The sequence below is a fragment of the Pandoraea sputorum genome (genome assembly GCF_000814845.2).
In the GTDB taxonomy this organism is placed as follows: Bacteria; Pseudomonadota; Gammaproteobacteria; order Burkholderiales; family Burkholderiaceae; genus Pandoraea; species Pandoraea sputorum.
The window spans coordinates 532,700-555,599 of record NZ_CP010431.2 but is presented as its reverse complement, the minus strand read 5'-3'; the positions used below and the strand labels follow the sequence as shown (position 1 = coordinate 555,599).

The following is a 22,900-nucleotide window of genomic DNA, read 5'->3' as shown; positions in this document are numbered from 1 at the left end:
GTGCGAGCACGCTCACGCGGCGCTCGGCACCTCGCCCGCGAGTCGAACGATGTCGTTCGCACATCCCCATGACAAGGTGAAGCCGCCGCCTCCATGTCCATAGTTGTGCAGCAAGCGCGCATACCGCTCGTCCCGGACAACACGCGGCGAATGACGCACCGGACGGAATCCGACGCGCGCATCGATGATGCGCAGGGCCGCAACGCCCTCGCAAAGTCGTGTGCAGCGACGAACGATGCCATCGATCTGACGTTGCCCGATGACCGTCGATGTCAGGTCGGGTTCTGCCGTACCGCCGAGTACGATGTCGTCGTCGCGCTCTACGATGTACGTCGGCGCGAAAGGATCCGAGTCATCGATGAAACATCCTTGCACGGCGTCGTCACGCGTGGCACGAAGCACAACGGCCCGCGACAGCGACAAGGCGTCGTCGCCGAACTGGCGGCTGCCGAAGCCGCAGCAATTCACCACGATCTCGACCTCGTCGAGCAATGCAGAGGGATCCTCGATGCGACGTGGCACGAATCGCCCGCCTAGCTCAAGGAACATGTTCATCAGATAACGCAGGTAGGTCTCAGTGACCGCGACGGGCACGTCCATGCGGTACGCGCAGGCAAAGCGCGATGGCACACGCGCCGGCGGTACCCGACACAGACCGCTGGCGCAGTCCGCCCACCAGGGCACGCCAGCGTCGCGCCGGAAATATTCGGTCAATGGCCTCATGCTCACTCCGGACGACGCATCCGACGACAATCGATGCATCGCTCCATAGGTGTGCCGGGCGCGAGAGAGATAGATGAGATCCGGGGCCTGATAGAACGGATGCCAGATCGCCGCCGCAAGCGCCGACGTCGTTTGCGATGGCCCCTCAGCAGCGAAAATGGCGACGCGACGACCTGCGAGCGACATCGCCACTGCGGTCGTCAGGCCGCTCACACCGGCGCCTATGACAATGACGTCCATACCCGACATCACACTCATGGGCATGTCCCGCGATGCAACGGACCGTGCTCGCCAGGCGCATGGCCCTCAGGCAGCACCGCCAATGCGCAAGCCGGTGGACGGGTCACGTCATCGAAGCATTGCGGTGACTTCAGTCCACTGCCAGTTCCTAGCAACACCACTTCCGCCCCCGTCTGGATACGCCCGCTGGCGAAACCCGCTTGCAACGCCGCGTAGCCTGCCGCCGCAGACGGTTCATACCAAAGACCGAACCGCTGTGCGAGCGTGCGCGACGCAGCAGCAATGCACTCGTCGTTCACTACCACGCAGGTGCCACGCGTAGCTCTGAGGGCGTGCAGCGCTGCAAAATGGTCTCTCGGTTGACTCACCGAGAGACTGTCGGCCACCGTGTTAGGCGTAACGGCAGTGGGCGACACCGGCAACGCCACGGTCTCGTCGTACGTCGTCCAGTCGCGCGCGATGCTGTCGGCGCTATGGGCCTGTGCTGCCATCAGACGCGGAATCGCCGAGGTGATACCCAGTGCAAAGAGGTCAAGAAATCCCGCCGCGATGCCTGACAGAATATTGCCGTCCCCCGTCGGCACGATGACCCAGTCGGGGACATGCCACGCCATCGCTTCAGCAATCTCATAGGCACAGGTCTTCTTGCCTTCACGCGTAAATGGATTCACACCGGTGTTCCGACAACACAAGAGCGCGTCGTCGGCCATGCGTTCGGCAATCTCGAAGGCGTCGTCATAGGTGCCCCCGATCTCGTAGACGTTCGCGCCATACGCCCGAATCTGCGCGAGCTTCGCGAAGGGCGTGCTGGCTGGCACCACGACCGTTGCCGCCATCGCCTGCGCGGCGGCGATGCACGCAAGCGACGCCCCTGCGTTGCCGGTCGAGGCCGTCACCGCCCCCGTGCACCCGGCGCGTTTTGCGACGGCCAGCACCAGCTCGGTGGCACGGTCCTTGAGCGAGCCGCTAGGATTCCGCGCTTCGTCCTTGATCCGAAGCCGGACGCCACCGTCGTCCCCGCAATCGATCAAGGGTGTTCCGCCGACACGTAGTCGGCTACCCCAGTGCGCTTCGACGGGCAACAAGGCGACGTACCGCCACATGCCTTCCGTTTCACTTTCTCGGAATGTCGTCACGATATCCATCGCCGACGGCGAGTCCGCATCGGCCTTGCGCTGGATTCGTAAGTTCTGTCCACACACATGGCATCGATAGCGAATCGTCCCCCACGTCTGCGGGGTCGCGCAGCGCACGCAGGTATAGCGATAAGAGAACGACGGCATCACGTCAGACTCCCCGGATTCAACAGGTGCGCCATCACGGCGTTTTGCGCGTGCAGTCGGTTCGCTGCTTGTTGGAACACCCACGACGCCGGGCTTTCTACGACGTCATCCGACACCTCCTGCCCCCGATCCACTGGCAAGCAATGAAGATAGCCTGCGTTCGGTGCGGCAAGCCGCATGATGTCTTCGTCCACGCACCAGTCGCGATAGCGCTCGAAGGCCGCTTGCATCCCCGCTTCGTCGACCCCCTCTCCCGAGCGCTGTGGCAAGTGATTGAGGCTGCACCACGACTTGGCATAGACGGCGTGCGCATCGGTCACACCATCGCGCAAATCATGCGTCACGCGAATCCTCGCCCCCGTCTGCCCGGCAAACTCTGCGGCGGCCGCCATGACCTGATCGTCGAGCGCAAACGGTGGGGGATAGGCGAGCGTCACGTCCATCCCGGTTTTGACGGCGGCGAGCAACAGACTTTGCGGCACCGCGACAGGCTTGTGCCAGCTTCCCGAGTAAGCCCAGCTGATGCACAGCTTGCGCCCGGTGAGTCCGCCCAGTTGCTCCCGTAGCGTCATGACATCCGCGAGCGCCTGACACGGATGAAAACGGTCGCACTCCATGTTGATGACCGGCACCTGACTCGACTCGGCGAACGCTTCGAGATGTCGGTGCGCCGCACCGTACACCCAGCCTGCGGGGGCGCCGTACATGCGAATCGCTATCGCGTCACCGTAGGACGACAGCACTCGCGCCACGTCGGCCACACGCTCCGTCGAGTAGGGGATCTCCGCGTCAGGAAGCGCCGGCGTGTAAATCCCCGTGTGCGGATCCAGGACGATGGCGTTCCCCCTAATCTCGCCAGTCCTGTCTGGAAGCTGCTACGCGTGCGCAGCGAGGCGTTATAAAAGAGAAAGTAGATCGTCCTGTCACGAAGCGCCCCCTCGGTGTGCAGGGGATATCGACGCTTGAACGATAGCGCCGCACTCAGCAACGCCCGGTAGTCCGGGGCACTCATCGTCAAATCGGGCGCAAGCCAATGACACGTCACAAGTCCCTCCTGATCGCCGTTCATCCACCGTAATTCAGTCGTCTCCCGCGCGTTGCGCAGACTTCGCGTTTAAGTCCTGTAGTTGCACGCCATCAAGGTGGTCGCCACCGACTCGCCTGTTGTGCAAACCTTTCTGCGCATGACAGCCCCAGGCGTTCAAAAAGACGACGTGGCACCCGCGCCGCCTCCATCATCTGCACGCCAACCGCCAATGGATCGACGCTCTCCAGCAGCACCCGATCGGCCTCGGTTTCGCCGAGTCCAATCGCACAAAGATGTTCTCGCCACGTCGCGATCTCGGGCGCGAGAAATGCCATCATCAGTTCCGGCAACAGTTGATTGAGGCATTCGCGCTCACCGAGCGAAAGGTCAGGCACCCACTCGCTCGCGAAACGAACGAACGCTGCCTGATGCCGCATCTCATCCGCACCGTGCTCCGACAGCAAGGTGTGCACCGGCGGGTAAATCTCATCTCCCGCGCCCGCCTGACGTAACGTTCCGGTGATCAGCGTCTCCGTCACGGTCGCTGCGGCAATGCTTGCGATACCCGCGTACGCTGGTGAAACCGATTCGCACAAAGCCAGCACCCGCGCGACACCCCGAGATGTCCCCTTTTCCATGACGTGCCCCGCCGCGCGCAACATCTGCAAACGGAAGCGCTCCATCATCCAGGTGTGGAAACCTTCGTCCGTGTAAATCGCCAGCAAATCGTCGCGACTCACCGCCGTGATGTCATCTCTGTCGAGCATCTTCTCGATGGCCCGGTTGACGATGAACAACTCGACCTGCTCCGTTTTGTTCAGGTAGTCTCCGAGACGCAGTGCACTCAACCGCTGCCGAGCCGCCTGACCTTGCGCGCAGACCAACGGATGCGTCGCATACGGCATGAGCGACACATTGAAAAACAGATGCCCCGGCAGCAAAGGCGGAAACGGCAACTCCGTAGCACAGCGGGTGACTGCAGCGACGTCTCGCCACGGTTTGGGTTCGAATGCGGATACACCGTGTCCGCCGGAGACACCATATGCGCCGATGCCGGTCTGCTTAGGCGTCATGAGGCATCGATGACGCGACGGGTGCTATTTGACGCGGTGCCAGCAGCACGAGGCTGGCACGCTCAGGCCCGAGCCCGAGCCCGGTCAAAGGTGCCCCGATGTGACGCTCGACGAAGTCGATAAAGCCGTGCATAGCTTCATCCAGCACCCCTTCCCGGGCCTGATCGAGCGAGGGCTCCGTCAGCCCGGGATAGATCAGCACATCCGGCATGGCATCCGCTGTCAGCACATCGCGATGCACGCGCATCGGCACCCCCTGGTACGTCGACTTTGCGTAGTGCTTGAGACAGTCCACCTTGTTGAGATACACGCAGTCCACTGCATGCGTTCTGATCACGTCTCTCAACTGCGCGAGATCGAGCATGCCGATGCGGCGCGGCCGCCCGGTGCCCGTTCCGTACTCCGCAGTGAGCATGCGAAGCGCGGTGCCCACGTCGAACGGATCGCTGGAGCGAAGCAATGTGTCGGCGGAGAAACATGACTGCTCCTCCACTTTTCCGATGTGGGACTGCGACGCCTCGTGGCAGTACTGTGCGGAGCGCTCGCCGCCAAGCTCCGAAGGAAATGGCCCGCGCCCTACGCGCGACATGATGGCTTTGGCCACGCCGATCGTCTGCCGGTGGTACTTCGGCGAAAGATCGCCCCCCACATACGCGTAGGCAGGCACCGTGTGGCTCGATGTGACATAGGGCTGACTTCCCTCGACCACGTCGAGCAGCACCGACTGTGCGCCTTCAAACAACACGCTCGCGCCTGCCCTGACACGACACGTGAGCCATCCACGATCCGACTGGATGTACGGCCGCAAAGACGCTGCCACCCGGGGTAAGTCCCTTAGCAGATCGGACATTTCTGCCATCCACGGCGAGGTGCCGCCCTCGGCGTTGACCATGCGCGTGAAGATGTTACGCATCGAACCCACGGCCTCGGATTCGTTCGCGATCAGGTCGCCGAGCATCAGATTGACGCGCATATCGTTTCGGACACGCAACGCGCGGTCTGCGTAGCACGGGCCGATACCGTTGCCGGTCGTGCCGATCGTGTCGCCATTGCGACGATCCATCGCAATGTGATGCGGCTGCACCAATGCAGCGCGTGCGCTGATGTGAAGCCGCCCTTCGAGGGCGATACCCATCTCGCGCAGCTGACCAATCTCATCCGCCAGCTTCCACGGATTGACGGCACAACCCGACCCGATATACAGCGTGGCATGGGGATGGAATACACCGGAGGGCAATTGCTTTAGCGCGATGCGCCCTTGCGGTGTGTCAATGGTATGGCCCGCATTGGCCCCGCCGTTGAAGCGGGCAATGATGTCGTACCCCGGTGCGAGGGCATCGATGATTTTCGCCTTACCCTCGTCGCCGTATTGCAGCCCGACGAGGACATCCGCGAACCCTCCGGCAGCGAGCGAAGCGTGTTGATCCGTTGATGAGGAGGAGCCAAAGGAAGCAGTAGAAGCTGTGGTCATGCGCGGTGCAAGTCAAAGAAAAATCGGGGGATGGGCGCCTGCTCGGCAGCCAGGCACTCGTAGACCCAGCGACCGACGGCGATGTCGAGAATGCCAAGTCCGAAAGGGGAAAAAACGATGGGCCGATCGCGCATCGGCGGCTCACCGCCGCTCAGCAAGTGCGGCAGCGATGTCGTGACGAAGCGTCGATGGCCCGTCGCGATTTCGGTGAGATGAAGCGACGTCGAGGCACGCAAGCAATGGTCGATATCGTCGACCACGTTGTGCGCCGCCATGACAATCGATGGTGCGAGATCTCGCAACGATAGATGCAACACGATCGGACAGTGCGCAAACCATTCGGGATCTTCAATATGCGGGGACACCGCCGTGGTCGCCAATACGATCACGTCCGATTCGCGTATCGCGTTTTCCAGCGACGCTTCGACGCGGGCGTTCAACCCAATTTGCGTTTCGATTCGGCTTGCAAGCGACTCGGCATATCGGATGTTCAGGTCATGGACCATGACCTCGCCAATGCTCAGTTCCGCTAGCGGCAGACACTCGGCGACATGGCGTGCAATCACCCCCGCCCCGATGAGCGCCACACGCCGAGGACAAGCGGTGGCGTCGTGCGCGAGACATCGAAGCGCGCTGATCGCGCTCGCCGCCGTGCGTGCCGCGCTGATGATGCTCGCCTCCATGCAGGCCATCGGGTACCCCGTCACCGCATCGTTGAGAATCAGCACCGCGGACGCCCTCGGCATGCCACGCTCGATGTTTTCCGGGAAACTCGAAATCCATTTGATACCGGTCACACTCTCGCGGCCTTCGCCACGTCCGCGGATGTGCGCGGGCAACGCGATGATGCGATTGCGCTGTGCGTCAGGAAACCGGAGAAACTGGCTTTCCGGATTCACGGTATGGCCCGCGTGATGCGCGCGATATGCCGCTTCGACGGTATCGAGAATGGCGTGCTTGCCGTGGCGAACGGCCGTGTCGATCTGCTCGCCAGTGAACACGCGGAACTGTGGAATGGGGCGCGCGTTCATGACAGCGACGGTGCAACCGTTTCGATGGAAGCGGCGGTGGTGCCGGATGCACCGGATACGCCAGACATACCCGGCATGTCGCCGAAACACGCCGCAGCCCAGTCACCGTCGTAAAGCGTGTCGAGATAGTTGTTGCCCATGTCGGGCGCGATGGCAACAACGGTATCGCTCGCAGCAATGTCTGCTATCGAAGCCTGCACCGCGTGAAGCACGCTTCCCGTCGACCCGCCAACCAGCAGCCCTCGGCAAGCCAGCCTGTGGCACATGCGCAGGGTGTCGGATTCGTGAACATGGACGATGGCATCCGGTGGTTCTGAGTCCAAAAGTTCGCTGAGCGGTGGTCTGCAACTGGTGCCAAGCCCCGGAATGAAGCGTGGCCCAGGCGGACCACCGAACGTGACGGACCCCACTGCGTCGACGGCGATCACACGCGTTCGCAATCGATGTGCGCGGACATAGTGAAGACAGCCCATCAATGTACCGGTCGTCCCTGCACCGATGAAAAGATGATCGACGTCCGGATAGGCCGAGAATATTTCCGGCGCCGTCCACCGAAAGTGCGCACGCCAGTTGGATGGATTCGCATACTGATTGACCCAGATGCACTGCGGATCTCGCTCGACCTGCTCCCGAATCCACGCGATGCGCGTCGCGAGATAGCCCCCCTGTGCGTCGCGACGGTCGACACGCACGACACGCGCGCCGACGGCCTGCATCGCCCGGATGGCCTGCCGCGACGTGTTGGGGTCGGTCACGCACGTGAATCGGTAGCCGCGATTCGCGCAGACCATCGCCAGCGCCACGCCGAGATTGCCCGATGAAGACTCCACGATCTGGGTGTCGCGCCGAATCCGATGGGTGGTTTCGAGGTCGTCGATCAGTTGCAGCGCGGTCTTGAGCTTGACGGAGCCCGCAGCGTTAAACCCTTCCAGTTTTAGATGAACGGTGGCTGCGCACAAACCCTCGATGGCCGTGAAGACGGGGACGGTCGGGCGAAGGAATTCGCCATCGATACGAAGCGCCTTCGACGCGCCTGCATGACGTGCCCCGTCGCATTGCGCACGTTCGACGTCTTGTCGTACCGATAACGTTTCGTGTTGAAAGTCCACCACCCACCTCCCGAGTATTCGCCCGCAAGCAACGCTTGTGCGTGAAGAGACGCAGGGAGAGATGCCATCCAGGTCCTGCGATCAATCACGCCGTGAAGCGTCATTTAAGCGAACCGGACGAGCGTGGAACACCTGCATACTCGTGTAGAACGCAGGCTGCGGCGGTGCATCAGGCGACGCATCACTCGGCGTGATGCAAGGGCGTGGGAGAGGCTTCGGCATCGGCGGAACGCCGCCGATGCGATGCTGGCAGGAGGAACGAATGGGTGCTTAGCGCGGACGGCCGCCGCGACCGATATCCTGAAGACGCACGACTGCGTTGCCTGCGGCATCGGTCTTCTCTGGGATCTTCCAGGCGTGACCGTAGACGAGTTCGAACGTCAGTGCGATCGTGCCGTCGGGGCCACGCTGACGCTCCAGCGCCGCTCGCAATGCCGCAAGTCGCGCCCGCCCCGTCAATCCCTGGCGACGCTCGGGCTGCGGATTCACCCCGAGCAGACGAACGTCGCGCAGCAAGGTGTCAGGTGATTCGAACGTCAGCGTCAGACGCTCCATGTCGGTCACGGGCGTATCGAATCCGCTCGCCACCATCATGTCGCCCAGATCGTGCATGTCCGTCGGTTCCAGCGCGTGGGGAAGGCCGTCGACTTCCGCCCACGCAGCACGCAGCTCGCGCAGCGTGTCAGGGCCGTAAGCCGAGAACATCAGCAATCCGTCCGTCGTCAGCACGCGGTGCCACTCGGGGATCACGCGATGCGGCTCGCGATACCAATGGAGCGCAAGGTTGGACCACACGAGATCGAAGGCACGCGACGCAAACGGCAGCGCAGCGAAATCGGCCTGAACCACCCCATACGGAGGAGCGCTACGCAGCAGACGCCGCCAGCCGGATGTAGCGCCAGCCGCTGCAGCAGCCTTCGCCATGCCGAACGAGGCGTCGAGGCCCACACGGTATGCATCGGGATATCGTTCGCCGAAGCTCTGCAGATCACCGCCCGTGCCGCAGCCTGCGTCCAGAACACGCTTGGGTTTGAGCTTGATGTAATCGAGCCGGCTCGCGAGGCGCGACGCCACCTCCCGCATCAGGAAATCGGCGTCCTGCCAGTTCGGTGCGCGACGGTCGAACGCAGTGCGCAAAATGCGTGCGGAGAACGCAGAGGACGGGTTTTGAGGGGCGTCGGAGGGCTTCATGGGACAGGCGAAAAGGCGAGTCGGCAGTATACTCGCTGCTGTCGGAACGCATCGGATACATCCGGGCCACTCCGCACCACGCGCCTGTTAAGTCGCCTGTTTCGATCCACCGCCCTCTGCTCTTCATCCCGGATATTCGCCGTGCCCATCCTCTCTTCGCTCCTCCAGACGCCGACTCGGCTAGCGAGCGGGTTGCTGCGCATCGCGTTGCCCGATCATTGCGCAATTTGTCGGCGTCGAGCGCTGAGGCAGATCTGTGACGCTTGCGCGACAGCATTCGACGCGAGCCAACCGGGCGCCAGGCCACGCTGTGCACGATGCGCTGTCGCTTTGCTGTCGCCAGTGCTGGCACTGGACGGAACGGTTGCGCCAACGCCGGATGGTGCGACAATTTGTCGCACCCCAACATCCGCCCTCTGCGGACAATGCCTGCAAGACCGGCCCGCGTTCGACGCCACGCTGACGCTCGCAGACTACGTTCCGCCGCTCGACATGCTGATGATTCGTCTGAAATACCGTGGTGCGCTGCCGCTCGCGCGGGAATTCGGCGAGCGCCTCGGCGATGCTTTGAGAGAGGTCGCCCCGGCAAACCGCCATCGGGACTCGATACCGCTCGTGGTGCCCGTGCCCCTGGCGCCCTCGCGATTGGCCTCACGCGGCTTCAATCAGGCATGGGAGTTAGCGCGCGTTGCGGCTCGGCGGGCAAGTCTGCCGGCCAGCGTCGGGGTGCTTCACCGGGCGCGAACGACACCGGCGCAGCGTCGGTTGTCGCGTGACGCGCGCCAGCGCAATCTGCGTGACGTCTTTGTCGCTAGCGAGCGCATCGAGGGGCGCCACATCGTCCTGATCGACGACGTGATGACCACCGGCGCCACCTGCGACGCTGCGGCCGCCGCGCTCAAGCGCGCGGGTGCCGTGCACGTCCTCGCGGCCGTCGTGCTGCGCACGCCGCCCTCGGCCCACTCAATTAATTAGCCTCACACTCATGTTCAACGTCGTTCTCGTCTCGCCCGAAATCCCGCCGAACACCGGCAACGTCATCCGTCTGTGCGCCAATACAGGTGCCCGGTTGCATCTGATCGAACCGCTCGGATTTCCGCTCGACGACGCGCGCATGCGACGCGCCGGGCTCGACTATCACGAGTACGCCGAGATGAAAGTGCATCGGGATTGGCCCGCGTTTCTCGCCGCCGAAGCCCCCGACCCCGCGCGCATGTTCGCGCTGACCACACGCGGATCGCGTCCCTTCGGCGAGGTGTCGTTTGCGCCGGGCGACTGGTTCGTCTTCGGCTCCGAAACGCGGGGACTGGACCCGGACCTGCTCGACACGTTCGCCATGACGCAACGTGTGCGTCTGCCGATGCGCCCCGGCAACCGGAGTCTCAATCTCTCGAACACCGTCGCCGTCGTCGTTTTCGAGGCGTGGCGCCAACAGGATTACGCTGGCGGATCCTGATTCTCGAGTTCGCGACGGTACAGCGCGAACATCGCCGCGTCGAAGCACACGAACTCAACGTGCTCGATGACGGGGAAATGGGGCAGCGCGTCGCTCACAGTGAAGACGGCGAGCGGCACGGCAAGCTCCGGCGGGTATCCGTAGACGCCACAACTGATCGCGGGAAATGCCACGCTCCGGCACCCTTGCCCGGCCGCCAGACGCAAGCTTTCGCGATAGCAACTCGCGAGTAACGCGGGTTCGTCATCCGCGCCGCCGTGCCACACCGGGCCCACGGCGTGAATCACGAATTTTGCTTTGAGACGAAAACCGGGCGTGAGCTTCGCTTGTCCGGTCGGGCAACCATGAAGCTTGCGGCAGGCGTCCAGAAGTTCCGGGCCTGCGGCGCGGTGAATTGCACCGTCGACGCCACCGCCGCCCAGCAGCGATTCGTTCGCGGCATTGACGATGGCATCGAGCGTGGATTGCGTGATGTCGCCCTGCGAAGCGTGCAGGTGACGATGAGGAAGGGCAGCTTGCGACATGGGCATCTCTCCCTTGTTGCGAGTGTCAACGGCCAAAAGCCGTGGCAGGAGAACAACCTTCCGACGGTTCGTCGTCAGACGAACGACCGGAAAGTCCGGCAAAACATCGATGTGCCGCGAAAGGTGCGCTCAGTCCTGCGAGGCGTCGTCTTCGCGCTCTGCGCGGGCGTCACGACGTAGCAACGCTTCCACCGCAGCACGGGCCGGAAGCCCGTCGAACAGCGTCGCACAAACGGCGTCCGTAATCGGCGTTTCGACGCCGTGCGCACGGGCCAGATCGCGCACCGCACGTGCACATCGTACGCCCTCGGCGACATGGCCCAGCGATGTCAACACCTCATCGAGCGACTTGCCGGACGCGAGCTGCAATCCGACAGTGCGGTTACGCGACAGATCGCCGGTAGCGGTCAGAATCAGGTCGCCCATGCCGGTCAGCCCCATGAACGTCTCGGGCTTGCCGCCCAGCGCGACGCCCAGCCGGGTCATTTCAGCCAGACCGCGCGTAATCAGCGCCGCGCGGGCATTAAGACCCAGACCGAGACCATCGCTCACGCCCGTCGCAATCGCGAGTACGTTCTTTACAGCCCCACCGACTTCGACGCCGACAAGATCATCACTCGAATAAATGCGCAATGCACCGAAGTGGCACGCCGCGATCGTCAATTCGCAAAGGGCCGGGACGGCGCTCGCAATCGTCAGCGCGGCAGGCAAGCCTTTCGCGACTTCACGCGCAAAACTGGGACCTGAGAGCGAACCGCCAGCAACGGCAGGAAAAACGTCCGACACAACCTGGTGCGGCAGCAGGCCTGTATCCGCTTCGAAACCCTTGCACAGCCAGACGAGGTTTTTCGGCGCATCCGTGGCCTTAGCCATATGGCCAGCCAGCGCCCGCAACCCGGCAACCGGGACGGCGGCAACGCACAATGCGTGATCGCCGGAGCCATGCGCCATCGCCGTCTCGAAATCGCTTTCGAAACGCAGACGGGGAGATAACGGGGAACCGGGGAGGTAAGCGGAATTCTCGTGCGTGGCGGCCAGTTGCGCCACGAGCGCGGCGTCGCGCGCCCACAGGACGACGTCATGGCGTGTTGCCATGTGACTCGCCATCGCGGTGCCCCAGGCACCTGCACCGAATACGGCAATTTTCATGTGGAAATCTCGACGCAGCGGCCGGTCAGCGTGTACCGGCCACGGCGTCGAAGCAGCGCAAGCGCTTAGTGGGTCTGAGCGGACGAGCCGTCAGGCATCACGATGCCCGGGGCCGGCGTCTCGCCATTGGCCGCTTGCTGCTCGGCCAGTTGTGCCAGACGTTGCTCGTACAGCGCCTGGAAGTTCACTTCCGCCAGATGGATCGGCTGGAAGCCGGCGCGGCTGATGGTATCGGCCACGTTGGCACGCAGGTACGGGTAGACGATCGTCGGGCAAGCGATGCCGATAAGCGGATCGAGTTGCTCGACCGGCACGTTGCGGATTTCGAAAATCCCGGCTTGCTTACCTTCGACCAGAAAGGCCACCTTGTCCTTGATCTTGGCCGTCACCGTGGCGATCACGGCGACTTCGAAGATTTCCTCGGCCAGGCGCTCGGCGGCGACGTCCAACTGCACTTCAACGGTCGGCATCTCCTGTTCGAGGAAGATCGCGGGCGAATTCGGCTGCTCGAGCGACAGATCTTTCAGGTAGGCGCGCTGGATGCTGAAAAACGGCTGATTCTGGTCGGACATTTCGTTTCCTTGGAATTGAGACAGCCGCGCAATCACGCGGCTGGGCGACTATTTTGCAGGCGGTATCAGGCAGCTTGCAAGAGCGGAACGAGACCACCGGCACGATCGAGTGCCGACAGATCGTCGTAACCGCCAATATGACGCTCGTCGATGTAAATTTGCGGTACGGTGCGACGCCCAGTGCGCGACATCATTTCTTCGCGACGGGCCGGCTCCTTGTCGATCAGGATCTTCTCGATCTCCTGAACACCGCGCTGACGCAGCAGGCGCTCCGCCATCTGGCAATACGGGCACACTTGCGTGCTGTACATCACGATCTTCGGCATGACTGCAACTCCTTGATTACTTGATCACCGGCAAACCGGCTTCCTGCCAGGCGGCAACACCGCCCTGAAGGCTGAACGCCTCAGCATAACCAAGATTGCGAAGGAGCGTCTGAGCGCGCGCCGAGCGCTGGCCGCTCTTGCAAACGATCAGAACCGGAGCCGCCTTGTTCTTGATGACGCCCGCGACCTTTTGCTCCACGTCGTCGAGCGGCACGTTACGTGCGGACGGCAGGTGGCCAGCGGCAAATTCCTCAGCCGTGCGCACGTCGAGCACCACGGCGCCCTTACGGTTGATGAGCTGGGTTGCTTCCACGGTCGACAGACCGCGACCGCCGCGCTTGAATACCGGCCAGGCCAGCATGCCGCCCGAAACGAGGGCGATGGCGATCAGCGCGAGGTTGGTGTAATCGGCAAAGAACTTCACAAACCACCTGAAAAATATCAAAAGAATCCGATCATTATAAAATATTCCGTGATTGCGCCGACGGGTCTCGTTGGCAATCGTTGCGCCGGGCGTCGGCGGCTCCCTTTGCGAAGCCCCGAATGTCACCGCGAAGTGACGCCAAACCCATACCGGGCCTGGCTCCGCCCGATGCGACGAATTGCCCCGCCTCCGTCGGCTGCCCCCGCTTTCCTACTCTGACTGAAGTTTGCTTATGTACAAGCTCGTTCTTATCCGCCACGGCGAATCGACGTGGAACAAAGAAAACCGCTTCACGGGATGGGTCGACGTCGACCTGACCGAGAAGGGCGTCGCCGAAGCCAGCCAGGCCGGCAATCTGCTCGCCGAAGCGGGTTTCAAATTCGATCTCGCTTACACGTCGGTGCTCAAGCGCGCGATCCGCACGCTCTGGCACGTGCAGGACGCCATGGATCAGATGTGGATTCCCGTCGTGCACAGCTGGCGTCTGAACGAGCGTCACTACGGTGCGCTCGCCGGCCTGAACAAGGCTGAGACGGCGGCGAAGTACGGCGACGATCAGGTCCACGTGTGGCGTCGCAGCTACGACACGCCGCCGCCGCCGTTGGCCGCGGATGACGAACGCAGCTCGTACAACGATCCGCGTTACGCCAAGCTCAAGCGCGAAGAGATTCCGCTCACCGAGTGCCTGAAGGACACCGTGGCGCGCGTGCTGCCGCTGTGGAACGAATCGATCGCTCCGGCCGTGCGTGCAGGTAAGCAAGTGCTGGTCGCCGCGCACGGCAACTCGCTGCGTGCCCTCATCAAGCACCTCGACAATATTTCGGACGACGATATCGCCGGCCTGAACATTCCGAACGGCACGCCGCTCGTGTATGAACTGGACGCCGACCTCAAGCCGATCCGTCACTACTATCTGGGCGATCAGGACAAGATTGCCGGTGCGCTGGCTGCCGTGGCCGCGCAAGGCAAGTCGAAGTAAGTCTCCGCTAACGTGCTGACGGCTGCGACGCTTTCCTTCGGGGGAACGTCGCAGCCCGCTCCCTGGCATTCTCGCCATCTTCCTGCCATCTCGGCGCACGCGCCCTCACTTCAAGCGCCTCACCTCACACGCGTTCGGTGGCTTCCGTAATAAGCGGTAACACGATTTCCGGACGCTTCTTGCGTCTGCACGCAGTCAGGCGACCCTCGGCGCGGGCACGTCCCACCGGCGAAAGCGGCGCCCTATCGGCCGACGTTCGACGAAATTCGCCATATGACATCGCCCGGAACGGAACTTTTCGTAGAACCACTCCGGAAAAGTCCCTGTCGAATGGGCAATGTCCCGCCTGCGGGCAAACGGTTATACTTCGCCAAAGTGCGCGCGCCCATTGGCGTGCGCCCCAAAATTCCGGGAATTCCACGCCTATATGCGCCAAACCCTCAAACACATCGGCCTGATCGTGCTGGGCCTCGCGACCGGTGCGGCTGCCACCCTCGCGTTCTCGCAGGCATCCGCCCAAAGCGCTACCACGCCGCTGCCGCTCGAACAGCTTCGTCTGCTGGCTGAAGTGTTCGGCCAGATCAAGCGCGAATATGTGCAACCGGTCGACGACAAGAAGTTGCTGACGGCTGCCATCAAGGGGATGGTGTCGAGCCTCGATCCGCATTCGTCGTATCTCGACAAGGACGAATACAAAGAACTCCAGGAGCAGACGCGTGGCCGTTTCGCGGGTCTCGGCATCGAGATCTCGCAGGAAGACGGCCTCGTGAAGGTCATCTCCCCGATCGAAGACAGCCCCGCGTTCAAGGCTGGTCTGAAGCCGGGCGACCTGATCACCCGCATCGACGACAAGCCCGTGCGCGGCATGACGCTCGATCAGGCGGTCAAGCGCATGCGCGGCGCCCCGGGCAGCAAGGTCACGCTGACGATCTTCCGCAAGTCGGAAGAGCGCACCTTCCCGGTCTCGATCGTGCGTGCCGAGATTCGTGTCCAGAGCATCAAGGGCAAGCTGCTCGAACCGGGCATCGGTTACGTGCGCATCACCAGCTTCCAGGAACGCACCGTGCCGGATCTGGCCAAGAAGCTCCAGGAACTGGCCAAGGACCAGCCGCTCAAGGGTCTGATTCTCGACCTGCGTAACAACGGCGGCGGCATTCTCCAGTCGGCTGTCGGCGTGTCCGCCGCGTTCCTGAAGGAAGGCGCTGTGGTCGTGTCCACCAACGGTCAGATCGAAGACGCAAAACAGACGTACAAGGCAACGTTCGACAACTACCGTCTGTCGGCCAGCCCGGAAGATCCGCTCAAGGGCGAAGCCCCGATCTGGAAGACGGTGCCGATGGTCGTGCTGGTGAACGCTTACTCGGCGTCCGCCTCCGAAATCGTGGCCGGCGCACTGCAAGATTCGAAGCGCGCCATCATCATGGGCAAGACGACGTTCGGCAAGGGCTCGGTCCAGACCGTGCGCCAGATGGGCCCGGACACGGCACTGCGTCTGACCACGGCGTACTACTACACGCCGAGCGGTCGCTCGATCCAGTCCATCGGTATCAAGCCGGACGTGCCGGTCGACCAGAATCCGAAGGGCGATCCGGACGACGTACTGGTCACGCGCGAAATCGATTACCAGAACCACCTGCACAACACGCAAACGCCTGACGAGCAGAAGGAAATCGACGCACGCGAAGCCCGCCGTCTGGAAGAACTGCGACGCCTCGAAGAAGAGAACGCGAAGAAGACGCCGGACGAGCGCAAGAAGGAACGCGAAGAGCGTCTGCCGGATCTGGGCAGTGCCGACGACTTCATGCTCCAGCAGGCCGTTCATCAGCTCAAGGGCGAGCCGGTCCAGCGCACGAAGTCGCGCCTCGAAGCCAACGCCGGCCCGCTGCCGAAGGACGCCTCGAAGGCCGCAGCACCGGCGACCGGGGCCAAGACGGATCCGAAGACGGACACCGTCGTGCCCGCCAAGCCTGCGGACAAGAAATAAGCAACGGCTTTACACTACAAACCGTGCCCGCGAAAGCCGGCACGGTTTTTTTATCCCTTTCCGTTTTGCGATGAACGACGATCAGCTGCTGCGTTACTCCCGCCATATCCTGCTCGACGAACTCGGTATCGAGGGTCAGGAGCGTCTGCTTGCCGCGCACGCGGTCATCGTCGGCGCAGGCGGTCTCGGCTCACCCGCAGCGCTCTATCTGGCGGCATCGGGCGTCGGACACATCACGCTGATCGACGACGACACCGTCGACCTCACCAACCTGCAACGCCAGATCCTTCACGATACGCAGAGCGTCGGACAGCCGAAGGTTGAATCCGGGCGCGAGCGCATCGCGCGCATCAACCCGGATGTGGTCGTCGACGTCATCAACGAACGCGTAGACGAAGCCCGCCTGACGACACTCGCACGCGGCGCCACCGTCGTGCTCGACGGCTCGGACAACTTCGCTACACGTCACGCGGTCAACCGCGCCTGCGTCGCTGCCGGTGTGCCGTTGGTCTCCGGGGCAGCGCTGCGCTTCGACGGACAGATCAGCGTGTTCGACGTGCGCAACGATGCATCGCCCTGCTATGAATGCATCTTCCCCGCGGACGAGCCGTTTCCCGAACAAGCCTGCGCCACGATGGGCGTGCTCGCACCGCTTGTCGGCATCATCGGCAGCATGCAGGCCGCCGAGGCGATCAAGCTGATCACCGGCATCGGTACGCCGCTCGTGGGCCGTCTTCAGATGCTCGACGGCCGCAAAATGAGTTGGCACACCATGCATTGCGCCCGCAATCCGGAATGTAAAGTCTGCGGACAGCGACACTGATTGCGTGGGGAATGGCTGAGGATGCGTCCGGCGTAGTCCTAAATTTCGGCTGTAGCAATCTCATCGATCAGCGAAAAAGAAAAAGCGGACGCTTCCTCACGGGAGCGTCCGCTTTTGCGTTGTGCGACGCACGTCGACCGATCAGGCCACCGCAAGTCTCGCCAGAGCAGCCTGCATTTCCTCAGGCTCGGTCGCGGCGAGCAGTTCCTGCACCGGCCGCTCGAGATCCGGTAAATGCGCGCGCAGAATCTCCTGCTTGACCTGCAGCAACTGGCTCGGGTGCATCGAAAATTCGCGCAACCCCATGCCGAGCAGCAGACGCGTCGCCGTCGGATCCCCTGCCATTTCACCGCACACGGCGACAGGCACACCGAAAGCGTGTGCCTCCCGAATCGTCATGGCGATGAGACGCAGGACCGCCGGGTGCAGCGGATCGTATAGATGCGCGACGGCATTGTCGGCACGGTCGATCGCCAGCGTGTACTGAATCAGGTCGTTCGTGCCGATGGACAGGAAGTCGAGCCGCTTCAGGAACATGGGCACGGTGAGGGCTGCGGCAGGCACCTCGATCATCGCGCCGAGCTTCACGTTCGGGTCGTAGAGCAGACCGGCGGCGTCGAGCTGCGCTTTCGCTTCGCGTACGAGTTCGAGCGTCTGATCGATTTCCTGCGCGTGAGCCAGCATCGGGAACAGAATCTGCACCTTGCCGAACGCCGATGCCCGCAGAATCGCACGCAGCTGCGTGAGGAACATGCGCGGCTCCGACAGGCTCCAGCGAATCGCGCGCAGCCCCAACGCCGGGTTCGGCGCGGTTTCGTACGTCTCGTGGCTGTCGAGCGGCTTGTCGGCCCCCACGTCGATGGTCCGAATCGTGAGCGGCAGACCGTGCATCGTCTCCACCGCACGCTTGTACGCCTCGAACTGCGCCTCTTCCTCCGGCGCCTCCTCCTCGTTCATGAAGAGGAACTCGGTGCGGAACAGGCCCACACCGACCGCGCCCGCATCGACGGCCGTCTTGGCGTCTTCCGGCAACTCGATGTTGGCGAGCAGCTCGATGGGCGTGCCGTCGATGGTTTGTGCCGGGGAGTGCTTCAGGCGCTGCAAGCGACGCTCTTCCAGCGCACGCTCGCTTTGCCGGTAGCTGTACTCTTCGAGCACGATCGGCGCCGGGTCGACGATGACGATGCCGTGATCGCCGTCGATGATGATGACGTCGTCCTGCTTGACGAGCAGACTCGCCTGCGCCACGCCGACCGCGGCCGGAATGCCGAGACTTCGGGCGACGATGGCGGTATGCGACGTCTTGCCGCCGAGGTCCGTGACGAACCCCTTGAACGTCTGCGACTTGAACTGCAGCATGTCCGCCGGGGCGATGTCGCGGGCCACGACGATCATGTCGTCGCGCGGCGTCTCGGCCACGACGTGGCGAATGCCGGGTGCACCGGCAAGGGCCTTGAGCACACGCTCCGTCACCTGTTCGATGTCGGCGCGACGCTCGCGCAGATACTCGTCTTCGATGTCCTCGAAGCGCGCAACGAGCACTTCGAGTTGCGTCGTCAGCGCCCACTCGGCGTTGTAGCGACGCTCGCGAATGAGCTTGACGACGGCATCGACCAGCAACGTGTCGTTCAGAATCAGGGAATGAACATCGAGAAACGCGCCCATCTCGCCGGGCGCATCATCGGGCAGTTCTTCCTTGAGGGTGTCGAGTTCCTGCTGGACAGTCGCCTGAGCGCTTTGGAAGCGCGCGACTTCGTCGTCGATCTGGCTGGGATCGAGCAGGTAGTGCGGGACATCGAGCGTGGCGGGCGCAAGCAAATAAGCGCGTCCGATCGCGATGCCGCGGGAAACGGGAATGCCGTGCAGGGTGAAAGACAAGGAAGTCTCCCCAGTTCAGAGGCGGTGATTCGACCGAATTCTGTGTGTATTACTGCCCTCAGGACAGCGAGCGGCGGTGCGGTGACAGCACGGCCTGCGCAATGCCGGTGTGCTGCAAGATGCGGCGCGCCTGCCGACGCCACATCACTTCCGCAATGCCTTATTCCCCTTCGCCGAACTTGTTCGCGATGAGCTCGAGGATTTCCTTCATGGCTTGAGCCTCATCCGAACCTTCGGTCTCGACTTCCACCGTCGAGCCGATGCCGGCCGCCAGCATCATGACGCCCATGATGCTCTTCGCGTTGATACGCCGACCGTTCCGGGTCAGCCAGACCTCACTCTGAAATTTCGCCGCCAGTTGCGTCAGCTTTGCGGATGCCCGGGCATGCAAGCCCAATTTATTTACGATCGTCGTTTCTTGTCGAAGCATGTTTCAGTGTGACGTAGTGTGTGTGACCGGCGCACCCGCGCCGACTTCCAGAATACCTTTAGATCCGCCCGAAAGCACCTTCTCGGCCAGCGTATCGAGCGGCACCGAGCGGTAGCACACCGCTTTGATGAGCATCGACAGGTTGACGCCCGCGAGCACGCGCACTTTCGGCCCCACGAGTTGTGCCGCCACATTCGATGGCGTCGCGCCAAACAAATCGGTAAGGACCAGCACGCCGTTCTCTTCGCGCAATTGCGCGAGGCGTTCCTTTGCGACGTCTACGAGCGCCGCCGTGTCCTGGTCGGGGACCACGTCGATCGCGCCAATGCGCGACGGACAACCGCCGTAGATGTGCGAAACGCACTCGCGAAGGGCCGAAGCCAGCGGTGCGTGGGCAATGATCAGAATTCCAGCCATGATGCTAGGCACGCCGGGCGCCGCGGGTGTTCGGGATACAAACACAACGACGAACGCGAACCTGTCGATTTTGGGATTCTTATTTTAGCAGGCGCGCCAAAATCCCGAATTAACCCTGAAATTTCATTGGGTTAGGGGCCGTCCCAAGCGGGTTCTCCGCAGGGCCGGCCCAAATAACGCAAGTTCCGTGCGGCAATTCCGCGCGTCACCGCGCGTTGCCACGCCCCGGACGTCTCAGACCGCCAGTTCCAGCGCGTCGATGAACATCTTCGGCACGTCGAAACCGGTCTGATCGGTGATTTCCTGGAAGCACGTCGGGCTCGTGACATTCACTTCCGTAAGGTAGTCACCGATAACGTCGAGACCCACAAGCAGCAGGCCGCGTTGCCACAGCACCGGGGCCAGCGTCTCGGCGATCTCGCGATCGCGTGCCGTCAGATCGCGCGCCTCGCCCAGACCACCGGCCGCGAGGTTGCCGCGCACCTCGGTGCCTTGCGGAATTCGGGCAAGCGAATGCGGCACGACCTTTCCGCCGATCACCAGCACGCGCTTGTCACCCAGCTTGACGTCGGGAATGAAACGCTGCGCCATCACCGAACGTGCGCCGTTCTCGCCGAGCATTTCGATGACCGAACCGAGGTTGCGCTCGTCCGGACCGATACGGAATACGCCCGTGCCACCCATACCGTCGAGTGGCTTGTAGATGACGTCGCCATGTTCGGCGTGAAAAGCGCGCAGACGTGTAGCGTCGCGCGTGACCAGCGTCGGTGCTACGAACTGACCGAATTCGGCAATCGCCAGCTTTTCGGAATGGTCGCGAATAGCGCTCGGCTTGTTGAACACGCGAGCGCCAGCACGCTCGGCAATCTCGAGCAGCCACGTGGAGTTGATGTACTCCATGTCGAACGGCGGATCCTTGCGCATGATCACTGCATCGAACTCGGTGAGCGCCGCCACGCGAATGTCGACGACTTCGTACCAGACGTCGGCGTCGCCCGTCAGACGAATCTCCTTCACGCGCGCATCCACCGTAGCGCCTTGCCATGCCATCTCGTGCGGCTCGCACGCAAAAATCCGGTGCCCGCGACGTGCGCCTTCGCGCATCATCGAGAACGTGGTGTCCTTGTAGATCTTGAACTGGTCGAGCGGGTCGGCGATAAAGAGAATCTGCATCGATCGGCGGGAGTCTTGGGGGTTCGGATGCACACACCGCAAGCTGCGGCGACAGGCGTCTATTCTAGCCGAGGCGTCGTTTTGCCGCTGCGCAGTCCGAGGAGCAGCGACGCGTCACGCACCGGATCCAGCCGTGCCCGCATGAGCGACAGATGCGTCTTGAGCGTCTGCACGCCAATCGCACACGCTTCGCGCGTCTGCGTACGCGATTGCCCCGCCATCAAGCGCATTGCGATCTCCCGCTGCACAGGCGTCAGCGCCGTGTCCCACAACCGCGCCAACAGGCGGATGACGGGTGGCACGGCGAGATGCAGGGAGATGCGCACGCGCTCCGTGGCGCGCCCGCCCATGCCGCAGAGATGGGTGGCGTGCAGATGCAACGTGCCGCCTGGCACCGGCAAGGTCGTTCCTATTTGCGCACCCGAGACGATCGCGCCGGACATACCGCAGGGATGCAACGTCAGCGCTTCGGCCAGCCGCTGGCACGCCTGCACAACCACACACGCATCGGGCCATGCACGCCCCGGCACCAGTTGCCAGACGCGACGCATGAGCGTCAACGCGCCCGGATCGGCCCACTCGGGCTGACGCCGGTGCCACACGATCGTGCCCGATATGTCGGCACAGACGGACCCCGTCCCCTCCGGCATCGCCCGTCCCTCGACGGCAGGCAGCATCGCGCTCGTGAGAGATGAGAGCGGCAGGAGCGGCGGAAAATGGGGACGCGCCGGTGATTGGGCAAACTCGGCGGCCACCGTCTCGAACGTGGCGACTTCTCGCGCACTGAACGCCAGTCGCGTCCGACTGCGCGACACGAGTAGCCGCAACGCGCCGAGGGGCGGCGTGTCCCATGTCGGACTGGCCCCTTCACGCTCGCGGGAAAGCGTCGGCTGCAGGCGCTCGTCGGCCGCGCGACTCGCGGGCAGCAGGTAAGCGTCCAGCACATCACCATCGGCCAAACAAGCATCGAGCTCCGGCGGACGGTGAAGATGGCTCGGCGACATCGACCGTTTGGCCGCGCCGGAACGCTTGCGCGCGTGCCCGAATAGCACGCCACCGTGTTGCAACGACTGAATCGGCGAAAGTCGCAATTCGGCCGCAGACGGCATCACCCAACCGCACGACGCCAGCCGCTCACACGCCGATAACGGTGCTTGCGGGGCGTACCCACACGTAACGTGTGCGGTTCCTGACGGATCGCTCACCGGACTCACACCGTCTTGCGCATAGCACCAAAGCGCGGCAACGCTGTCGGCCGAGAGCCCCACGCGCAACGTCTCCAGCCACAGCGGTAGGTAGCCGAGTGTGGGAACCGGCAATTGATGCATTTGGCGAAGGCATGCGCGCAAGTCCCCCTGCACTCCCATGCACCTCCCAGTCAAAGTAGATTCCAGGGAAATTTCCTATTCCGCATGAACGCCGACGGACATCCCCCATTCGGGGGATGTTTGTTGCGTCAAACGGTCGCATCATCGCTTCATTGCTGACGCGAACCGAGACGGAACGGCACAGTACACCGATCCAGGATGTGAAGGGGGTGCGCAGGGAGCCAGTTTGCGGGGTGAACCGCCCAGGGAAGCCCCGATTTCCGGTCGTTGCATGAGGCGACCGGTAAAT

General features: G+C 63.0%; 24 protein-coding genes. 5 read left to right on the top strand and 19 right to left on the bottom strand.

Annotated features, from left to right (window positions below):
- Positions 1-12: 12 nt before the first annotated feature.
- The 9 genes from NA29_RS02510 to NA29_RS02475 form a co-directional block, all read right to left on the bottom strand.
- Positions 13-981 (bottom strand): FAD-dependent oxidoreductase, encoded by a 969-nt coding sequence (locus tag NA29_RS02510; RefSeq protein WP_072633176.1) that lies wholly within the window; start codon positions 979-981, stop codon positions 13-15.
- A complete protein-coding gene (locus NA29_RS02505) occupies positions 978-2,246 on the bottom strand; it encodes a threonine synthase (RefSeq protein ID WP_052252458.1) in 1,269 nt (422 codons plus the stop codon). The genes NA29_RS02510 and NA29_RS02505 overlap by 4 nt, the downstream gene beginning before the upstream one ends.
- Entirely contained in the window at positions 2,246-2,989 is a 744-nt protein-coding gene (locus NA29_RS02500) for an ornithine carbamoyltransferase (protein ID WP_167370882.1), read from the bottom strand. The genes NA29_RS02505 and NA29_RS02500 overlap by 1 nt, the downstream gene beginning before the upstream one ends.
- Positions 2,962-3,258, bottom strand: coding sequence for a hypothetical protein (locus NA29_RS26540; RefSeq protein WP_157744753.1), 297 nt, complete (start codon positions 3,256-3,258; stop codon positions 2,962-2,964). Before NA29_RS26540 ends, NA29_RS02500 begins: the two co-directional genes overlap by 28 nt.
- A 125-nt stretch (positions 3,259-3,383) precedes the next feature.
- Complete coding sequence (locus NA29_RS02495) at positions 3,384-4,346, bottom strand: diiron oxygenase (RefSeq protein ID WP_039395400.1); 963 nt, start codon at positions 4,344-4,346, stop codon at positions 3,384-3,386.
- Complete coding sequence (locus NA29_RS02490) at positions 4,336-5,817, bottom strand: adenylosuccinate synthetase (protein ID WP_039395397.1); 1,482 nt, start codon at positions 5,815-5,817, stop codon at positions 4,336-4,338. The genes NA29_RS02495 and NA29_RS02490 overlap by 11 nt, the downstream gene beginning before the upstream one ends.
- Positions 5,814-6,848, bottom strand: coding sequence for a 2,3-diaminopropionate biosynthesis protein SbnB (sbnB, locus tag NA29_RS02485; RefSeq protein ID WP_039395394.1), 1,035 nt, complete (start codon positions 6,846-6,848; stop codon positions 5,814-5,816). Before sbnB ends, NA29_RS02490 begins: the two co-directional genes overlap by 4 nt.
- The gene (gene sbnA, locus NA29_RS02480) at positions 6,845-7,957 is read right to left on the bottom strand and encodes a 2,3-diaminopropionate biosynthesis protein SbnA (protein ID WP_084103401.1); all 1,113 of its coding nucleotides are present in this window, start codon (positions 7,955-7,957) and stop codon (positions 6,845-6,847) included. Before sbnA ends, sbnB begins: the two co-directional genes overlap by 4 nt.
- A gap of 270 nt (positions 7,958-8,227) precedes the next feature.
- Positions 8,228-9,148 (bottom strand): methyltransferase domain-containing protein, encoded by a 921-nt coding sequence (locus NA29_RS02475; protein ID WP_052252456.1) that lies wholly within the window; start codon positions 9,146-9,148, stop codon positions 8,228-8,230.
- A 342-nt stretch (positions 9,149-9,490) separates the two neighbouring features.
- Here NA29_RS02475 and NA29_RS02470 point away from each other — a divergent pair, with 342 nt between their 5' ends.
- Together NA29_RS02470 and trmL are read left to right on the top strand one after the other, a co-directional pair.
- The gene (locus tag NA29_RS02470; RefSeq protein ID WP_084103399.1) at positions 9,491-10,123 is read left to right on the top strand and encodes a ComF family protein; all 633 of its coding nucleotides are present in this window, start codon (positions 9,491-9,493) and stop codon (positions 10,121-10,123) included.
- Between the two features lie 10 nt (positions 10,124-10,133).
- Positions 10,134-10,604, top strand: coding sequence for a tRNA (uridine(34)/cytosine(34)/5-carboxymethylaminomethyluridine(34)-2'-O)-methyltransferase TrmL (gene trmL / locus NA29_RS02465; RefSeq protein ID WP_039395389.1), 471 nt, complete (start codon positions 10,134-10,136; stop codon positions 10,602-10,604).
- Here trmL and NA29_RS02460 read toward each other — a convergent pair.
- From NA29_RS02460 to NA29_RS02440, 5 genes are all read right to left on the bottom strand, one after another.
- Entirely contained in the window at positions 10,586-11,128 is a 543-nt protein-coding gene (locus tag NA29_RS02460) for an O-acetyl-ADP-ribose deacetylase (RefSeq protein WP_072633392.1), read from the bottom strand. The two genes, trmL and NA29_RS02460, sit on opposite strands and share 19 nt — an antisense overlap.
- Before the next feature lie 129 nt (positions 11,129-11,257).
- Positions 11,258-12,277, bottom strand: a complete 1,020-nt coding sequence (locus NA29_RS02455) for an NAD(P)H-dependent glycerol-3-phosphate dehydrogenase (protein WP_039395383.1) — start codon at positions 12,275-12,277, stop codon at positions 11,258-11,260.
- 65 nt (positions 12,278-12,342) lie between these two features.
- Positions 12,343-12,849 carry a protein-export chaperone SecB gene (secB, locus tag NA29_RS02450; RefSeq protein WP_039395381.1) on the bottom strand — a complete coding sequence of 169 codons (507 nt, stop codon included), beginning with the start codon at positions 12,847-12,849 and terminating at the stop codon, positions 12,343-12,345.
- Positions 12,850-12,914: 65 nt separating this feature from the next.
- Complete coding sequence (gene grxC / locus NA29_RS02445; RefSeq protein WP_039395378.1) at positions 12,915-13,175, bottom strand: glutaredoxin 3; 261 nt, start codon at positions 13,173-13,175, stop codon at positions 12,915-12,917.
- Positions 13,176-13,191: 16 nt separating this feature from the next.
- Entirely contained in the window at positions 13,192-13,599 is a 408-nt protein-coding gene (locus tag NA29_RS02440; protein ID WP_039395376.1) for a rhodanese-like domain-containing protein, read from the bottom strand.
- Positions 13,600-13,831: 232 nt separating this feature from the next.
- Between NA29_RS02440 and gpmA the strand changes: the two genes are divergently transcribed.
- From gpmA to NA29_RS02425, 3 genes are all read left to right on the top strand, one after another.
- Positions 13,832-14,578, top strand: coding sequence for a 2,3-diphosphoglycerate-dependent phosphoglycerate mutase (gene gpmA, locus NA29_RS02435; RefSeq protein ID WP_039395373.1), 747 nt, complete (start codon positions 13,832-13,834; stop codon positions 14,576-14,578).
- A gap of 427 nt (positions 14,579-15,005) precedes the next feature.
- Positions 15,006-16,562 (top strand): S41 family peptidase, encoded by a 1,557-nt coding sequence (locus NA29_RS02430; RefSeq protein WP_039395369.1) that lies wholly within the window; start codon positions 15,006-15,008, stop codon positions 16,560-16,562.
- Positions 16,563-16,632: 70 nt separating this feature from the next.
- Entirely contained in the window at positions 16,633-17,385 is a 753-nt protein-coding gene (locus NA29_RS02425) for a HesA/MoeB/ThiF family protein (RefSeq protein ID WP_039395367.1), read from the top strand.
- A gap of 141 nt (positions 17,386-17,526) precedes the next feature.
- Here NA29_RS02425 and ptsP read toward each other — a convergent pair whose 3' ends face one another.
- The 5 genes from ptsP to NA29_RS02400 all read right to left on the bottom strand — a co-directional run bounded on the left by ptsP (position 17,527) and on the right by NA29_RS02400 (position 22,611).
- Positions 17,527-19,263, bottom strand: coding sequence for a phosphoenolpyruvate--protein phosphotransferase (gene ptsP, locus NA29_RS02420; RefSeq protein ID WP_039395364.1), 1,737 nt, complete (start codon positions 19,261-19,263; stop codon positions 17,527-17,529).
- Between the two features lie 160 nt (positions 19,264-19,423).
- Entirely contained in the window at positions 19,424-19,693 is a 270-nt protein-coding gene (locus NA29_RS02415; protein ID WP_039395361.1) for an HPr family phosphocarrier protein, read from the bottom strand.
- Positions 19,694-19,696: 3 nt separating this feature from the next.
- Entirely contained in the window at positions 19,697-20,110 is a 414-nt protein-coding gene (locus NA29_RS02410) for a PTS sugar transporter subunit IIA (protein ID WP_039395359.1), read from the bottom strand.
- A gap of 234 nt (positions 20,111-20,344) precedes the next feature.
- Positions 20,345-21,283: a glutathione synthase gene (gene gshB / locus NA29_RS02405; RefSeq protein ID WP_039395356.1), complete on the bottom strand. Its 939-nt coding sequence runs from the start codon at positions 21,281-21,283 to the stop codon at positions 20,345-20,347.
- A gap of 59 nt (positions 21,284-21,342) precedes the next feature.
- A complete protein-coding gene (locus NA29_RS02400) occupies positions 21,343-22,611 on the bottom strand; it encodes a helix-turn-helix transcriptional regulator (RefSeq protein WP_150777151.1) in 1,269 nt (422 codons plus the stop codon).
- Positions 22,612-22,900: the final 289 nt, after the last annotated feature.

What these genes read in the sequence shown, in the direction of transcription:
- grxC (WP_039395378.1), bottom strand. Translation starts at nt 13,175, where the DNA reads ATGCCGAAGATCGTGATGTACAGCACGCAAGTGTGCCCGTATTGCCAG.
- NA29_RS02415 (WP_039395361.1), bottom strand. Translation starts at nt 19,693, where the DNA reads ATGCTTCGACAAGAAACGACGATCGTAAATAAATTGGGCTTGCATGCC.
- NA29_RS02510 (WP_072633176.1), bottom strand. Translation starts at nt 981, where the DNA reads ATGAGTGTGATGTCGGGTATGGACGTCATTGTCATAGGCGCCGGTGTG.
- NA29_RS02425 (WP_039395367.1), top strand. Translation starts at nt 16,633, where the DNA reads ATGAACGACGATCAGCTGCTGCGTTACTCCCGCCATATCCTGCTCGAC.
- gpmA (WP_039395373.1), top strand. Translation starts at nt 13,832, where the DNA reads ATGTACAAGCTCGTTCTTATCCGCCACGGCGAATCGACGTGGAACAAA.
- gshB (WP_039395356.1), bottom strand. Translation starts at nt 21,283, where the DNA reads ATGCAGATTCTCTTTATCGCCGACCCGCTCGACCAGTTCAAGATCTAC.
- NA29_RS02460 (WP_072633392.1), bottom strand. Translation starts at nt 11,128, where the DNA reads ATGTCGCAAGCTGCCCTTCCTCATCGTCACCTGCACGCTTCGCAGGGC.
- NA29_RS02430 (WP_039395369.1), top strand. Translation starts at nt 15,006, where the DNA reads ATGCGCCAAACCCTCAAACACATCGGCCTGATCGTGCTGGGCCTCGCG.
- NA29_RS02400 (WP_150777151.1), bottom strand. Translation starts at nt 22,611, where the DNA reads ATGCATCAATTGCCGGTTCCCACACTCGGCTACCTACCGCTGTGGCTG.
- sbnB (WP_039395394.1), bottom strand. Translation starts at nt 6,848, where the DNA reads ATGAACGCGCGCCCCATTCCACAGTTCCGCGTGTTCACTGGCGAGCAG.
- NA29_RS02495 (WP_039395400.1), bottom strand. Translation starts at nt 4,346, where the DNA reads ATGACGCCTAAGCAGACCGGCATCGGCGCATATGGTGTCTCCGGCGGA.
- secB (WP_039395381.1), bottom strand. Translation starts at nt 12,849, where the DNA reads ATGTCCGACCAGAATCAGCCGTTTTTCAGCATCCAGCGCGCCTACCTG.
- NA29_RS02410 (WP_039395359.1), bottom strand. Translation starts at nt 20,110, where the DNA reads ATGGCTGGAATTCTGATCATTGCCCACGCACCGCTGGCTTCGGCCCTT.
- NA29_RS02505 (WP_052252458.1), bottom strand. Translation starts at nt 2,246, where the DNA reads ATGCCGTCGTTCTCTTATCGCTATACCTGCGTGCGCTGCGCGACCCCG.
- NA29_RS26540 (WP_157744753.1), bottom strand. Translation starts at nt 3,258, where the DNA reads ATGAGTGCCCCGGACTACCGGGCGTTGCTGAGTGCGGCGCTATCGTTC.
- NA29_RS02475 (WP_052252456.1), bottom strand. Translation starts at nt 9,148, where the DNA reads ATGAAGCCCTCCGACGCCCCTCAAAACCCGTCCTCTGCGTTCTCCGCA.
- NA29_RS02455 (WP_039395383.1), bottom strand. Translation starts at nt 12,277, where the DNA reads ATGAAAATTGCCGTATTCGGTGCAGGTGCCTGGGGCACCGCGATGGCG.
- trmL (WP_039395389.1), top strand. Translation starts at nt 10,134, where the DNA reads ATGTTCAACGTCGTTCTCGTCTCGCCCGAAATCCCGCCGAACACCGGC.
- NA29_RS02490 (WP_039395397.1), bottom strand. Translation starts at nt 5,817, where the DNA reads ATGACCACAGCTTCTACTGCTTCCTTTGGCTCCTCCTCATCAACGGAT.